The organism is Sorangiineae bacterium MSr12523 (genome assembly GCA_037157775.1).
Lineage (GTDB): Bacteria > Myxococcota_A > Polyangia > Polyangiales > Polyangiaceae > Pendulispora > Pendulispora brunnea.
This window is the reverse complement of the sequence record CP089982.1, coordinates 3,501,546-3,516,057: the sequence shown is the minus strand read 5'-3', so window position 1 is coordinate 3,516,057 and position 14,512 is coordinate 3,501,546. Positions and strand designations below refer to the sequence as shown.

Sequence of the window (14,512 nt, the reverse complement as noted above, 5' to 3'; positions counted from 1 at the left end):
AATCGACGCATGCACCTTCCGAGCTTTCAGAACCCCGCCTGGCGAAAGGCACCGGTACGCACCTCGCTGCGCGTGGCCGCTAGCTTGGTGCGCAAACGCGTCCCCTTCCTGCGCCGCACCGTCGTTGCGTACGATGGCGGGCGGTCTCGCGTCGCCGTCGATCTGTCGACCGCGCTCGGTCTCACGCTGTACCGGTATCCGTACCGCGAGCCGGAGATCGAGCTGCTCGCGCGCCTGCTCGCGCCGGGCGACACCTTCATCGACGGCGGCGCCAACATCGGGCTCTTCACCTTGGTGGCGGCCTCGCGGGTCGGGCCGCACGGAAAGGTGGTGGCGTTCGAGCCGGCGTCGACCACGCGCAGCCGCTTGGCCAACAATGCGACGTTGAGCGGCTTCTCCTGGATCGATATTCGAAGCACCGCGCTTTCCGATGCGGAGGGCGAACTGGAGCTCGTGGTCTTCGACGGCGACGGCGCCGGCCTGAGCTCATTTTCACCGGCCAACACCGGTGGAGGACGCCGCGAAACGGTGCGCATCGTGACGTTGGACAGCGCCCTGGCCGACATCGATCCCACGCGGCTGCGCGCGATCAAGCTGGATCTGGAAGGCGCCGAGCACGCGGCCTTGCGCGGGGCCCACGAGACGCTGAGCAAGGCACGGCCCGATCTGGTGCTCGAGCTCGAGCCCGAGCACCTGGCGCGCCAGGGAACCAACGCCGCCGCCGTCACGGGACTCTTGCGCAGCCACGGCTACGAGCTGTTCCGCGTCGTATGGGATCACGGCGACCGCCTCGCGCTGCGGCGCTACGCGGAAGGCCCCCACGCGCACCCCAACGTCTTCGCCACGTGCAACGTGCCGCGCATCGAGGCGCACGGCATCCACCGGCTCTAGGCGGGCTAGAGCGCGCGGTTCGCCGTACGCCACTGCTGCGGCGTCTGCCCCGTCCAACGCTTGAAGGCGCGGTAGAAGCTCGGCAGATCTGCGTAACCGAGCATGAAGGCGACGTCGGTAGGGTTGCCCGTTTCTTCGCGCAACAAGCGCAGTGCGGACGTGTACCGCACCTCCGTGAGGACCGACTGGAACGATGTGCCGGCTGCCGCGAGGCGGCGATGGAGCGTGCGCGTACTCATCGCGAGCCGGCGCGCCACCGTGGCCAGCGTGGGCGGCTCCCCATCGAGCTGCACCGAGAGAAGCCGACGGACTTGGTTGACGATCGGCGCCTCGACGGGCGGCAGCGCGGCGAGCAGGCGCGTCGCATGGGCCTCGAGGTAGCGGAGCAGCCCCGGATCGCTCTCGCGAATGGAGCCATCGAGCACGTCGTTGTCGAAGAGCAACGCATCGCGCGGTTGTTCGAAGCGCACCCCGGTACGGAAGAATGCTTCGTAAGGCGAGACGGGGTAGCGCGCCGCATGGGAGAAGGTCACCTCGCGCGGCGCGAGGGGGGTGCCGCATAACCGCTCGAACTGACGCTGGAGCATGGCCAGCCCGAATTCGACCGGAAGCCCGAGCTGGTGGACGAACGTGATGTGGTGTCGGTACACGATCGCGGTCACATGCGGGCCATGTTCCACCGTGAGCGCGAGGTGCGGAGCCGCAATGGTCTGATAGCGGACGAAACGCCGGAGTGCCTCGCGCAACGTACCGCTGTGCCACATGAGGTGGCCGACCAGGCCCAGCTCGCGGGGACTGAACGCCCCCGCCAGATCGAGTGGCACTACGCAGTTCGGGAGTCGCTTCGTAAAGAGCGCCCACAGCCGAATCATCAGTTCACCGGGCACGATGAGATCGGGCTCGGCGAGATCGCCCGGTGAGAGCTCGAGGACCGAGAGCATTTCATCCCGCGGGATACCGCGAGAAGCGCCGAACGACACAAATCCCGCGATGATCGTCATCGCGACACGCCCCGCCTCTGGTTCCATGCACGGCCTTTCGAGATTGGCAGGCATTACGAATCGAATGGCGACGGGTGTCAATGACGGCGGCGACTCGCATGGCGACGATCGGAAGCAAGCGCGCACGCGCCCCCACTGCCTTTCAAGGAGAAAGTCACCATGACGAATGCACACGTTGGATCATCCGCGCTGGTCGAAACATCGCCGACCGCACCGAAGCCGAAGCCCACGGCCGCGCCCTCCCTTCCGATCCCCTCCAAGCGCGTGTCAGCCATGACCGCGGCCCTCACGCGTACCTATCGACCCCCCACCGCCGTGCCCCCCATGCTGCCGACCGGCGTTCCGCTGCTGCAGTGGCAGGACGTGCCGACGAGCACACTCCAAGCCTTCGCCCCCGGCGACACGGCCATTCCTATTTCCCAATACGTCATGTTGACCGTGATGCGGTGGGCACGCGGGCAGGGCTACCCCGGCGCCATTCCCACCTGGGAGCTCGGCGACGGGGCGTGGGGTGTCATCGTTTTCGAGAACAACGTGGATCTCACCGCGGTGACCATCCCCATCTCGGCTCTCCCCTCCTTCAACTCGGCGGACATCGCAGGATGGGCGCAGTTGGTCATGACGTGGGCGCAAGAGCAAGGCTACCAAGCGGGTATTCCCACCTTCGAATTCGACAGCACGCAGATGATCGTCACCGCCCTGGTATTCGGGAAGGCCTACCCGGGGATCTCCTTCTACGATGCGCCCAACGCGGAGCTCTTCGCCTCCCTCGGCCAACCGCGCATGCTGTGCGATCTGACGGATCCTGCCGTGTGGGCCAACGCAGCGATGCGTGTCGCCATGAACCAGGGCTACGGTGCCGGCTGGCCGACGTGGCAGTGGACCACGTCGCGCGGACTGATCGGATTCTCGGTCCGGGGCTACAGCACGCTGCCGCAGGCAAACGCGGCCAGCGTCGACAAGGTGCTTCGTATTCTGAAAGAAACGGGCACGACGATCGACAATGCGACCAGCACGGCGCTCTCCATTTTTGGTGGCGTTTGGTCGACGTTCTCCCAACAGCCCATTTCGGACCCTGGTCTGGAGATCCTGACGGATTGCCTTTTCGGCGCGTTCGTGGCCGCGGTCAATATGATCCCCGTCGTCGGCGGGGCCATTGCCTCGCTCATCGGCACGGCGGTCACGGTGGCGCAGCAGGCCGCCGCCAGCAGCGGCAACGGGAATACGCCAACGCTATTGCAATATGAGTCGATGATCCTGGCGGCGTCGCAGGCGACGAAACTCTACGTCTCGCAGGTGCACGACAACCTCCTCAATGCGCGCAAGAATCACGACACGCTCGAACAAGTCTGGGCCGCGCCCTACGCGAGCCCGGTGACGGGACAGACGATGCAGCTCGGGATGCTCGCGCTCGCGCCGAACGACGTGGCTAACGGCATGACCTACTGGACCCAGCTCGAGACCCAGATCATCGCCACGCTCACCCTGAACCTCGAGGTGGCCATGACGTCGCAACTATACGTCATCGAACGCAGGACTTACCAAAATGCACCGGCCCTGAAGCAGTGGTGGTTTGGCTCGATCGCTGAGGTCACGGCGCCGAACGGCAAAATCGCCCAGTACATCGCTTCGGGAAGCGACGAGCTCTCGGTGTGGTTCACCGACTTCGCGTCCTACCCCGGTCACGCGCGTGGTGAGTACGTGACCGCCACGGAGTATTGGCTGCAGGCGGTGGGGAACAGTATCATTCCGGGCTATCCCCCGGCCGCCCTCTGCTACGCGCTCTTCTCGAGCGACGGATTCGGAAACACCACCGGATACACGGGCACCGTTCCGAAATCGAGCTTGTACTCGTGGCTGATGAGCACCAACGAGATCGGCGCGGGCAACGAAACACAGGCATGGACGTACTTCGGAAGCAACGGGAACATCGTCGAGGCGGTGGTCAGCGACAACGGGGGCGCCATCAACATCGTCGCTGGCTCCACCGACGCCTATGGCCGCGTGACGTTGAACACGTCGAACCCATACGTGCAGGAGTTCGACGTCGACAGTGGGTTCGAGCAGCTGGTGATCGTGAACGGCCTAACCTATTTCTGACGACCCGAATTACGCGACCTCGACGTGGAGCGGCACGTCGGGGGCGAGGCCGGTCTCGTGCAGGATGCGGGCGATGGCCTCGAGCTCGCGCTCGTTCAGCGCGGAAAGCGGCACATTGGTGGCGCCGTTCGTGATGATGCCACGCAGGGCCAGCGCCGCCTTGAAGGCACCGAGCGCCCCGGCGGTGAAGCCGATGCGGCCGAGATCGGCCACGGAGATGATCTCGAAAAGCTTCGCCAGGCGATCTTGCTCGGCGCGCGCCTTCGCGCGGTCCGCCGTGCTCGCGGCGTGAAAGAGGCGCACGTACCCGTGCGGGTCGACGTTGGCCAGGCCCGGGACGAGGCCGTGGGCTCCGAGCTCGATGGCGACGTCGGCGAGGAGCTCCGAGCCGGAGAGCACGGGAAAGCTGCCCTGGCGATCCATGCGACGGGTGCGGCGCACGATCTCGCGGAAGGTCACCAGATCGCCGCTGGAGTCCTTGAGGCCGACCACGAGCTTCGAGGCCGCGAGCTCCTCCACGATGTCCGGTGTGAGCCGGCTGCCGACCGCACTGGGAATGTCGTACGCGACCACGGGATGGCCCAGCGCCGCCTGCACCAGACGAAAGTGCTCCACGATCTCGCGCGGGTTCGGGCGCACGTAGAACGGTGCAGTCACCACCACCGCGTCCGCGCCCAGAGCCACCGCTTTGCGCGCCTGCTCGATCACGCGGCGTGTGCCCGTATCGACGGCCCCCACCAGCACGGGCACGGCGCCTGCGACCATGCCGACGGCCACCTTCACCAACGTGGCGCGCTGCGCGCCATCGAGCAGCGCGACCTCGCCGCTGGAGCCGCCGACGAAGATGCCGTGCACGCCCGCATCCAATTGGAAACGGATCAAGTGCTCGAGCGAGCGCTCGTCCACGTCGCCCTGACCGTCGATGGGTGTCACCAGCGCGGGGATGACACCGCGCAGAGAACGAGAATCACATTGCACGAGTGGTATTCCTTTCGGTCATCGCGGATGACGCTTTCTCGTCATCGGCTTTGAAGGCCCGGCCAATGCGGGCCGGAAGGTCGAATCCAATGATCGCGGCAACGACCACGGTCAGCGTGCCTGCCAAAATCATCAAGGCGGTACCGAGATTGCCCACCCGGCCCGCGATCGTCGTTCCCGCCAACGGCGCCATGGCGCCGCCCAACGCGCCAACGTTGTAGGTAAAGCCCAGCCCCGCCGCGCGCAATCGCGTTGGGAAGTGATCGGCAATGTATTTGGGCAAAAGGCCCGAAATACCCTGGCTGGTAAACTGCATGGCAAAGAGAAGAGCCCAGAGCAGAACGACATTTCCCGCGGGCAGCGCAAAGGCGGGAAATACGAAGAGCAGCGAAAGAAATAACCCCACCACGTACGCCCGCCGCGTACCCAGCGCATCGCCTGCGATGCCCGCGACGCAGGATCCCACGGCGTAGCCCAACCCCGCCCACGTCAGCGCCGTAGAGACCTGCACGGCGCTATATCCAAGTTCGCTTTTGAGGTACGTCGGGAGCAGCGACTGAATGGGCCACGAATACAGAAATGCGCAAAACACCGTAGCCATGACCGCAAGCATCACCGGCACGAGCCGACCGGCCACTTGCACGGCGAAGACGATGAACCCCGCAATCGCCGCCGCCGCGAGCAACCAGCCGTATCCTGCCGTATGCTGACTGAAGATCAGCACCAGCGCTGTGGCGAGCCCGATGGCCAACACGGCATTCGGCAGGCGCCGCGATGATGCAAATAGCATGGACGACGTGCTGACATTGCGGCGATTGCCCACATCGGCCTGCCACTCCTCGGCCTCCGGCAGCGAGCGACGCAAATACAAGGTGAGCGCGATGGGGACGAGGCCGATGTAGAAGAGGCACCGCCAGCCCAAGTTGGGAACGATAACGCCGTACGCGAGCGCCGCGATCACGGTGCCGATGGGAAACGCCGAGAGCAGAAAGCCGGTGGCGCGATTGCGCATGTGCACGGGCCACGACTCCATCACGTAGGTGGTGCTGGAACCATATTCGCCGGCCATGCCCAAACCGACGATGGCGCGAAATGCAAATAGCGACCAATAGCCCCATGCAAAACCGCACAAGGCACTTCCAATCGAGAACGCGAAAATGGATAAGATCATGGCGGGCTTTCGCCCGAATCGATCGCCGATCGCGCCGAGCACTAGCCCGCCGAGCCACCGCGAAACGAACGCCGCCGATACCAAAGTTGCTGCGCGCGTTTTGCTCAGTCCGAAGTCATTCGCAATTTCTGTCAGCACCAACGTGATGAGGATGAAGTCGAACCCGTCGAGCAGATAGCCGAGCCACGCGGCAAAGAAGGCTTTGCGCTGCGGAGCCTCGAGCTCACGAAAGGATGTGGGTGCATGGGGTACCGACTTGCTCACGCTTTTTTCTTCCCGGTTCGCCATGACATAGGACGTCCTATGTGATATGTCACACGAATAATACGGAAACGTCATTAAAATGCAACAAACACGGCCTGGCGCCCGCGCCAACCAGCAAGCGCTGCAGGAATCCATCAAGCACCTCATCGTCGAGCGAAAGCTCAAGCCCGGCTCTCCGTTGCCGACGGAGTTCGAGTTGATGGCCGAGCTGGGGGTGAGCCGCCATCCATTGCGCGAAGCGATGAAGGCGCTGGAAGCACTGGGCATCGTCGATATTCGGCATGGCTATGGCACGTACGTCGGATCGGTGTCGCTTTCCGGATTGGAAACGGGACTCGCCTTCCGAACCGCGCGCTCGCTCAAGGGCGACCTGTCGGACATTCGCGATCTCCTGGAATTGCGCGAGGTGCTGGAAACCGGGCTCGTTCAGCGCGTGCTCGCCGCGTACGATCGGGTCGATTTCGAAGGGCTCGAGGAATGCGTGGCCGCCATGGAGGCGCGGGCCCGCCACGGCGAATATGCACCCGATGCCGATTGGCGCTTTCACGAGACACTGTATCGGCCTTTGGGCAACGAGCTCATTTTGGATCTGCTGCGGGTCTTCTGGCGCGTCTTCCATTCGCTGGACGAGGAGCTGCCCGCCGCCGATTGGACACCGGAGATGGTGGCGCGCTGGCACCGCACCATTCTCACGGCGTTGCGCAATCGGGACGAGCAGGGTCTGCGCGCGGCCATCGACGAGCATTTTCGCGGCATCCGCGCGCGGGTGGGTTGATGCGCGCAGGGCTGTTCGCGCGCACGGCAGCCGCGGCAGCCGCGATGTTCTTCGCGCCGGATGCGGCAGCGCAGTCCCCCGCCCCCAACGGCAATGGCAAACGGCGTGGCTTCGCAGCGAGCCCCGAGTTTGCGCGCTCGCCGTACACCATCACCATCGGCGAAAAAGATGCCGCATGGAAGATTGGTATTTACGGCTTCATCGAGTTCAACGTCATGAACGACTCGACGCGGAGCTATGCCGATTCCGCCGGCTCCGCGGTCTTGCAGCGCGACGACGCCATAGGCGGCAGCCACGGGCGCACGCACTTCACCGCGCGCAACAGCCGCCTCGGTTTCAAGATGGAGGCCCCGCGCTACATGGACATCAAGCCGGGTGCCGTTCTGGAGGGCGACTTTTTCGGCAACCAGCCGTCGAACGTCAGCGAGGCATCTCTCCTCATCAGCGGCAGCTTCCGTCTCCGCCATGCGTACTTGCGGCTCGAGACGGACTACGTCGACGTCATCGCGGGCGAAAGCTATGCGCTCTTCGGGCAGAATCCGTACTTCTTTCCCGCGTCGGTGCAGTACCTGCCCTTCCCCAATCTGGTGCTATTCCGCACCATGCAGGTGCGCCTCTCGCATCGGTTTCGAACCGATCCGCTCGACATCGACGTGGGCGTGGCCGCCGTGCGCCCGCAGCGTGATTCGGCGGTGCCCGAGGGGCAAGCCGCGGTTCGTCTGAACTTCAATTATGCGAAGGCCGTGCATGCCCCCGGCTCGGGCGGGCCGGTGGTCGATCCCATGGCCATTGGGATCTCCGGTCTCGTGCGGTCGCTGCGCGTGGACGAATTTTCGGCGAAGCCGCAGCACGTGAACACGACCACGAGCTGGGGTCTCACCTTCAATGCGATGATTCCGCTCATCCCGGCCAAGGGCGACGACCAAAAGGGCAATGGGCTCACGCTGACCGGGGCGTTCACCATTGGTACGGGCATTGGCGATCAGCTGCAGACATCGGCCGGCGTGACCTTTCCGCAGCTTCCCAATCCAGGCGGCCAGAGCCCCGCCCCGGTGTACACGCCGGACATCGACAATGGCTTGGTCATCTACGATCCCAACGGGGAGCTTCGCACGATCCACTGGCGCACCTTCGTGGTGGGGCTGCAGTACTACCTGCCGCCCGCCGGGCGCATTTCGTTCGCGACCAACTATAGCCACGGGATCTCCGTGAACATGCCGCGCCTGATCGCGGCAAACGCGGCCAAGCAAGTGTACAAGCAGTCTCGTTATTTCGATGCGAATGTCTTTTTCGATATTACCCCGGCGATTCGCACGGGCCTCTCGTATCAATTGACGACGCAGAAGTTCGTGGACGACGCGACGGCGCGCAATCATCGGTGGATGCTCGGCGTCTATTATTTTTTCTAATTCTTCAATTCATAATTTTCCTGAAAGGCGGAAAGCATGTCCCGTCCGTGCGCAATTCTGTTGGCACTCGCGTGCGCCGTTTCGCCGGTCACGATCGCGACGGCAGCCTCGCCCGGCGACGCGGGAAGCTGCGTTTCCTCCGTACCGTTCACCGCGGGCACGGAGGGGTATCACACCTTTCGCATTCCCGCCGTGATGCGGACGCGATTTGGCACCGTGCTGGCCTTTGCCGAGGCGCGGCGCGATTCTGCGGGAGACACCGGCGCGATTGCCGTGGTTTCGAAAGCCTCGCACAACGGCGGGTGCACGTGGGGACCGCTGAGCGTCGTATCCAGCAATGGGGAGGCGACGGCGGGCAACCCTAGCCCGGTGGTCACTTGGAATGGCGACATCGTGCTTTTGACCACGCGCAACGGCCGCGTCACCGAGAAACAAATCATGTCCGGTGCTGCGTCGGAGGCCGACACCCGCCGCGTGTTCGTGCAGCGCAGCACGGACGATGGCCGCACGTGGTCGGTTGCCCGCGACATCACCGCCGACACCAAAGCCGCGAATTGGCGTTGGTACGCCACCGGGCCCGGGCATGCCATCGTACTTCAGCGCGGCCTGCACGCGGGACGCATCGTGGTGCCGGCGAACCATTCGAGCGCACCACCCGAAGGCTCACCCGACGTGGGCACCGAGGCCAAGTACTACGGCGGGCATGCCATCATCAGCGATGATGGCGGACGCACGTGGCGTATCGGTTTCACGGATGGCCCGCTCGACGGCATCATTGCCCCCAACGAGAGCACCGTCGCGGAGTTGCCCAACGGCGTTTTGTATTTCAACGCGCGCAACCAAGGCAGCGCGGCTCCGCACCGGGTCGACGCGTACAGTTCCGACGGCGGCGAATCGCTGGATGCGCCGTACGTCGTTCAGACCACATTGGTCACGCCCAAGGTGGAGGGCAGCGTGCTTCCGGTTCGCGGGGCGCTCCTCTATTCGGGCCCGTCGCAGCCCAATGCGCGCGCTGCGATGCGCATTCGTGTGAGCCGCAACCGCGGAGCAACGTGGGTGGACGTCTATTCCGTCTCGGCCCTGCCCGCGGCGTATTCCGATTTGGTGCAGCTCGATCCCGCGACCATCGGGCTCTTGTACGAAACGGGCACCGCAGGGCCTTACGAGACGATTGCCTTTCAGCGCATCCCGCTGCGGGAGGTGCTGCCGTGATCGGCCGACGCGGTGCGCTCGGGTTGCTCGGCCTTTCGGCAGCATCGGCCATGGCTGGCGCAACCGGTTGCGACGACGACGCCGACGAGGACGGGATCACATGGCGTGAGCTTCCCTCGCTGCCGCCGAATCGCGTCGATTGGTCGCCGCACGTTCCTGTCACACAGCCGTATTGGCGGCAGCTCGGGTTGGCCGGATTGGTCGCCGGCACGCACGGCGATTACCTAATCGCCGCCGGCGGCGCGAACTTTCCCGAGCCGGGCAAAACGAGCAACCGCGACACGATTCTCGGCAAGGTCTATTGGGACGAGGTCTTCGTTCTGCAGCGCACCCGCGACGGCGGCCATGCGTGGCTCGATCGGACGTGGCGGTTGCCCATGAGCATTGCCTACGCAGCCACGGTAAGCACACCGCGCGGTGTGCTGGTCCTCGGTGGCGAAGGGTTTCGCGGAGGCCCGAATGGAACCAAAAAGGCGAGCATCGAGCTCTTTTCGCATGCCTTCTTCATGCGGTTCGACCCAATGCGCGGAGAGCTGGTCACCGAGCCGCTCCCCGATCTTCCGCGGGGCATATCCTACGGCGTCGCCGGGATCGTCGCCGGCACGGTGTACGTGGCCGAAGGCGGCGATTTCTGGTCGCTCGATCTGATGAGTCCATCGTCCGGCTGGCAAATCTTGCCCCGCTGGCCTGGCGATCCGCGCAGCGTGGCCGTCGGCATCGCGCAGGCCGGACGCTTCTTTCTACTGAGCGGTCGCGGAACGTCGAGTGGTGCGTGGCAATTCTACCGAGATGTCTATGCATACGACCCGCGCCAAGGCACATGGACGCGTGAAACGGATTTACCCTGGTGCATCACGGCGGGCCTCGCGTTCGCGCTCGGCGAAGGGCACATCCTGGTGGTCGGGGGCGACAAAGACATCGATCGATGGAATCAGATTCAGCACCAAACGGCGCTCATGAATCAATATCCGCCAGGCTCTCCGGAACGCGCCGCGCACAATGATGTCATCACGTGGATTCATGATCATCATACCGGCGACAACGTCGAAATCCTTCGTTACGACCTATCGTCGCACACGTGGCGAGAGATCGGCCATTTCCCAGGGCCGCCACCGGTGACGACACCCGCGGTGCGTTGGGACGATAATCTGGTGATCGTGAGCGGCGAAGTCCGCCCCGGCGTACGCACTCCACGCGTGTGGATGGCACGAGTCGCCAATCCCTGATAAGACGATTTCAACCTATCCCTCGGCGAGAAGGCCGGTCCATTTCTGAAGGAGGGCTCCCCCATGAAACGACTCGTAACGGTGGCGAGCGCTGCCGTGTTGGCCGCGTGCGCGGGCCATGACGAAGTATCCAACTACGGCGAAACGGAATCGTTGCTCGTGCGTTCGCCGCGGCAGTCATTGAATTTCAACACGGAATGGCTCTTTGCCGGCGACGTCCCGAGTGGAAATGGTCAAGCCGTTTCGGCGGAGGAATCCAGCGAAGCCTTCTTCGTACCGGTTACGCTGCCCTATTTTCGGATTCACCCGCACAAAGGGTTCAAGAAGATCGATTACGAGGTGCCCGTCTCCTGGTACCGCCGCCACTTCGTGCTCCCGAACGACTACGCCGGCAAGAGAATCAGCGTCGAGTTTCAAGGCGTGGCCAAAATTGCCGACGTGTACGTCAACGGAACGTGGGTGGGGCAACATCGGGGCGCGTATACCTCGTTCACCTTCGACATCACGGACTTCGTGCGGCTCGATGGCACCGACAACGTCATTGCCGTCAAAGTGGATTCGACCGAGCGCCGGGACCTACCGCCCGAGGGCGGCAAGATCGATTATTACGTATGGGGCGGCATCGTTCGCGACGTCAATCTGATCGTCACCGATCCACTCCACGCGGACACGCCTTTCGTGAGCACCACATCCGTCGAGCCGGACAAAGCGACCCTCCGGGCGAGGACCACGGTTCGCAACGACGGCGACGCAGCCAAGCCGGCCACGGTAAACACGTCCCTCGTCGATGCGCGCGGAAAGGTCGTGGCCACCGGCTCGGCGACCCAAACCGTGGAGGCCCATTCCGCCGCGGAGATCAGCTACGATCTCGTGGTGCCGTCGCCCCAGCTGTGGCACCCGGACTCGCCTTATTTGTATACTGCACGCACGCGAATCGAGAGCGGCGGCGGCACCACCGACGAGCGCAGCGTTCGGGTGGGCATTCGGTCCGCGCGCTTCGACAAGACGGATGGCAAGTTTTACATCAATGGCCAATGGCTCAAGTTGCGCGGCCTGAATCGGCACGAGCAGTATCCGTACATCGGCCGCGCCGCGCCCAATCGGCTGCAAGTCAAGGATGCCGACATTCTCAAGTACGAATTCGGCCTGAACATCATGCGCACGTCGCACTATCCGCAAGATCCCGAGTTCCTCGATCGGGCGGACGAGATCGGCCTGCTCGTTCTGGAAGAGATCCCCGGTTGGGAGCACATTGGCGATCAAGCCTGGAAGGACGTCTCGGTCCACAACGTGGAGGAGATGATCCTGCGCGATCGGCACCATCCTGCGATCATCAGCTGGGGAGTGCGCATCAACGAGTCCAAAGACGATCACGATTTCTACACGGCCACCAATGCGCGGGCGCGGCAGCTCGATCCCACGCGTCCCACGTCGGGCATTCGCGCGCAGAACAACAGCCATAGCGAGTTTCTCGAGGATCTCTTCACCTACAATGACTTCTCCAGCACCGCGCTGGATCCCGTGGTGCTTCCGTGGCTCATCACCGAATCCGTCGGCCACACCCGGCCGCATCGGTCGTGGGATCCCGAGGCCACGCTGATTCGCACGATGGAGACGCACCTCGAGGTTCAGAGCAAGGCCGGCGAGAAAACGAATATCTCGGGCGCGCTGGGTTGGTGCGCGTTCGACTACAATACGACGTTCGATAGCAAATCTTGCCACGACCAGACTTGCTACCACGGCGTGTCGGACATCTTCCGAATGCCCAAGTTCTCGGCCTCGGTGTTCTCGTCGCAGCGCGATCCGGCGCGCTACCAGCCATACGTGGCCATCGACCATTATTGGGCGCCCACGTCGGCGAGCAAGGTTTACGTGGCGGGCAATTGCGAACAGGTGGAGCTTTTCGCCAACGGGGCATCGAAGGGAAAGATCACGCCGAACGCGTACACGGGATTGCCCCACCCCTTCTTCCAGTTCGACGATGTGGCATTCGCGCCCGGGAGCCTGCGCGCGGATTGCTGGATTGGCGGCCGGGTGGCGGAAACCGCGACGCAATACACGCCGGGCGTGGCGACGAAGCTCGAATTGAACATCGACGATCGCACCATCGCCGCCGATGGCGCGGACATGACCCGGGTCACGGTGAAGGCGCTCGATGGCCATGACCAAGCGGTGCCAGACAACGCGGCGAATGTCAGCTTCTCGGTGGCCGGTCCTGGGGCACTGGTGGGCGAGAGCCCTCTTGCATTGGAAGCAGGTCGCGGGGCTGTGTACCTCAAATCCGCGCTGGGGCGTGCGGGCATCATCACCTTGACGGCCAGCGCGCCGGGATTACCGAGCAAGCGCATCAGCGTGACCTCCCTGCCCTTCCACGGCGGTACGGTTCCATCCGATGCGGAATACCGATTTGGATTCGTGAACGACGTCAACAGCTCCATCCGAGGAGGCGGCGTCAATCAATTCAATTACCTGGGCACCGGCTGGAAGCACGGACCGTGCGAGGGCGGCTGTTTCAGCGGTGACAACTCGTGGAGCAATGGCGCGGGCGACGCGGTGAGCCTCTCGTTCATCGGCAACCGCGTGGTCCTTTATGGCGTATACGACGCGACCCACGGCACCGCGGGCATCTCGATCGACGGCGGCCCCGAGACCACCGTGAGCTTGAAGGGCACGCGGCGCGGAAATGTGGCCATCTGGAGCAGCCCCACGTTGCCCGAGGGTAATCACGTGCTGCGGGTACGCGTCCAGGGCGATGGACCCGTGGCCATCGATCGCGCCATGGTCGTCACGGGGAACGCGGCACTTCTCGTCCCGCCGGTATCGGCGACATCACCGACCGCGCCTTCCCCGTGAAGTGGCGTCGCAGGAAGAGAATGGGCCGCTCGAGCAGGTAAAAACCGTCGCACCGCGTCCGAGCCCCCCGAGCGCCGGTCGTAGATAAAATTGCAAAATGGGAATGGAAAGGCCGTGGATGATGTAAAGCCCGTAGCTGATGGTTCCAAGAAAGACGGCAGGCCGTTTGGAAAGGAGCCATCGCAAGCGGGAGCCGCCTTCGGTACGCGTCCAGTGGAGGAGGGCGCGGAAGCCCACGGCCAGAAAGGAATAGACGAAGGCGTGCGCGACCGCGCGCCACGTTGCAATGGGCTCTCTCGATAACAAAACGCCATCACCATCGAGGCACACGAATACGAGCGTGGCCGCCGCAAAGAGGCATGCACCTGCGATAACGCGCGCAGGCCGCCTGCGACGAGTCCTCGGACATTCGTCCGCTAATGAGACATATTCGCACGCCGGGTCCAGCCTCCATGCGCAGAAGAAATCGTCGCATGCCGCCTCGATTCGTGTGACGGATTGCCCTTGGGTGCCCCAATAGCGATGCCGCGCCCATCTGCGAAGTGAATTTTAGCATTCCCGACTGACGGTTTCGCCCCCGTGCTCCCAAATCGCAACGGAGGGTTCTCCGTGAGACATTTACCCATTCTTAA

At 63.9% G+C, this 14,512-nt stretch carries 10 protein-coding genes; 7 read left to right on the top strand and 3 right to left on the bottom strand.

The features are described 5' to 3' along the window. The first annotated feature begins 9 nt into the window (after positions 1-9). Positions 10-891, top strand: a complete 882-nt coding sequence (locus LZC95_14175; protein WXA97976.1) for an FkbM family methyltransferase — start codon at positions 10-12, stop codon at positions 889-891. A 5-nt stretch (positions 892-896) separates the two neighbouring features. On the opposite strand, the gene LZC95_14170 is transcribed toward LZC95_14175, so the two are convergent. Then, positions 897-1,832, bottom strand: a complete 936-nt coding sequence (locus LZC95_14170; protein WXA97975.1) for an AraC family transcriptional regulator — start codon at positions 1,830-1,832, stop codon at positions 897-899. Positions 1,833-2,051: 219 nt separating this feature from the next. Between LZC95_14170 and LZC95_14165 the strand changes: the two genes are divergently transcribed. After that, positions 2,052-3,992 carry a hypothetical protein gene (locus tag LZC95_14165; protein ID WXA97974.1) on the top strand — a complete coding sequence of 647 codons (1,941 nt, stop codon included), beginning with the start codon at positions 2,052-2,054 and terminating at the stop codon, positions 3,990-3,992. Between the two features lie 9 nt (positions 3,993-4,001). Here the strand turns inward: LZC95_14165 and LZC95_14160 are convergent, their stop codons facing one another. After that, positions 4,002-4,970: a dihydrodipicolinate synthase family protein gene (locus LZC95_14160; protein ID WXA97973.1), complete on the bottom strand. Its 969-nt coding sequence runs from the start codon at positions 4,968-4,970 to the stop codon at positions 4,002-4,004. Further along, entirely contained in the window at positions 4,960-6,405 is a 1,446-nt protein-coding gene (locus tag LZC95_14155) for a sialate:H+ symport family MFS transporter (GenBank protein WXA97972.1), read from the bottom strand. The genes LZC95_14160 and LZC95_14155 overlap by 11 nt, the downstream gene beginning before the upstream one ends. 79 nt (positions 6,406-6,484) lie before the next feature. Between LZC95_14155 and LZC95_14150 the strand changes: the two genes are divergently transcribed. The 5 genes from LZC95_14150 to LZC95_14130 all read left to right on the top strand — a co-directional run bounded on the left by LZC95_14150 (position 6,485) and on the right by LZC95_14130 (position 13,880). Next, positions 6,485-7,180 carry a FadR family transcriptional regulator gene (locus tag LZC95_14150; protein ID WXA97971.1) on the top strand — a complete coding sequence of 232 codons (696 nt, stop codon included), beginning with the start codon at positions 6,485-6,487 and terminating at the stop codon, positions 7,178-7,180. Next, complete coding sequence (locus LZC95_14145; protein ID WXA97970.1) at positions 7,180-8,589, top strand: hypothetical protein; 1,410 nt, start codon at positions 7,180-7,182, stop codon at positions 8,587-8,589. The genes LZC95_14150 and LZC95_14145 overlap by 1 nt, the downstream gene beginning before the upstream one ends. A 36-nt stretch (positions 8,590-8,625) precedes the next feature. Further along, positions 8,626-9,801, top strand: coding sequence for a glycoside hydrolase (locus LZC95_14140; protein ID WXA97969.1), 1,176 nt, complete (start codon positions 8,626-8,628; stop codon positions 9,799-9,801). Next, a complete protein-coding gene (locus LZC95_14135; GenBank protein WXA97968.1) occupies positions 9,798-11,027 on the top strand; it encodes a hypothetical protein in 1,230 nt (409 codons plus the stop codon). The genes LZC95_14140 and LZC95_14135 overlap by 4 nt, the downstream gene beginning before the upstream one ends. Before the next feature lie 63 nt (positions 11,028-11,090). Beyond that, on the top strand, positions 11,091-13,880 hold the full coding sequence (locus LZC95_14130) for a DUF4982 domain-containing protein (protein ID WXA97967.1): 2,790 nt from the start codon (positions 11,091-11,093) through the stop codon (positions 13,878-13,880). Positions 13,881-14,512 lie beyond the last annotated feature (632 nt).

What these genes read in the sequence shown, in the direction of transcription:
- LZC95_14175 (WXA97976.1), top strand. Translation starts at nt 10, where the DNA reads ATGCACCTTCCGAGCTTTCAGAACCCCGCCTGGCGAAAGGCACCGGTA.
- LZC95_14170 (WXA97975.1), bottom strand. Translation starts at nt 1,832, where the DNA reads ATGCTCTCGGTCCTCGAGCTCTCACCGGGCGATCTCGCCGAGCCCGAT.
- LZC95_14165 (WXA97974.1), top strand. Translation starts at nt 2,052, where the DNA reads ATGACGAATGCACACGTTGGATCATCCGCGCTGGTCGAAACATCGCCG.
- LZC95_14150 (WXA97971.1), top strand. Translation starts at nt 6,485, where the DNA reads ATGCAACAAACACGGCCTGGCGCCCGCGCCAACCAGCAAGCGCTGCAG.
- LZC95_14145 (WXA97970.1), top strand. Translation starts at nt 7,180, where the DNA reads ATGCGCGCAGGGCTGTTCGCGCGCACGGCAGCCGCGGCAGCCGCGATG.
- LZC95_14140 (WXA97969.1), top strand. Translation starts at nt 8,626, where the DNA reads ATGTCCCGTCCGTGCGCAATTCTGTTGGCACTCGCGTGCGCCGTTTCG.
- LZC95_14130 (WXA97967.1), top strand. Translation starts at nt 11,091, where the DNA reads ATGAAACGACTCGTAACGGTGGCGAGCGCTGCCGTGTTGGCCGCGTGC.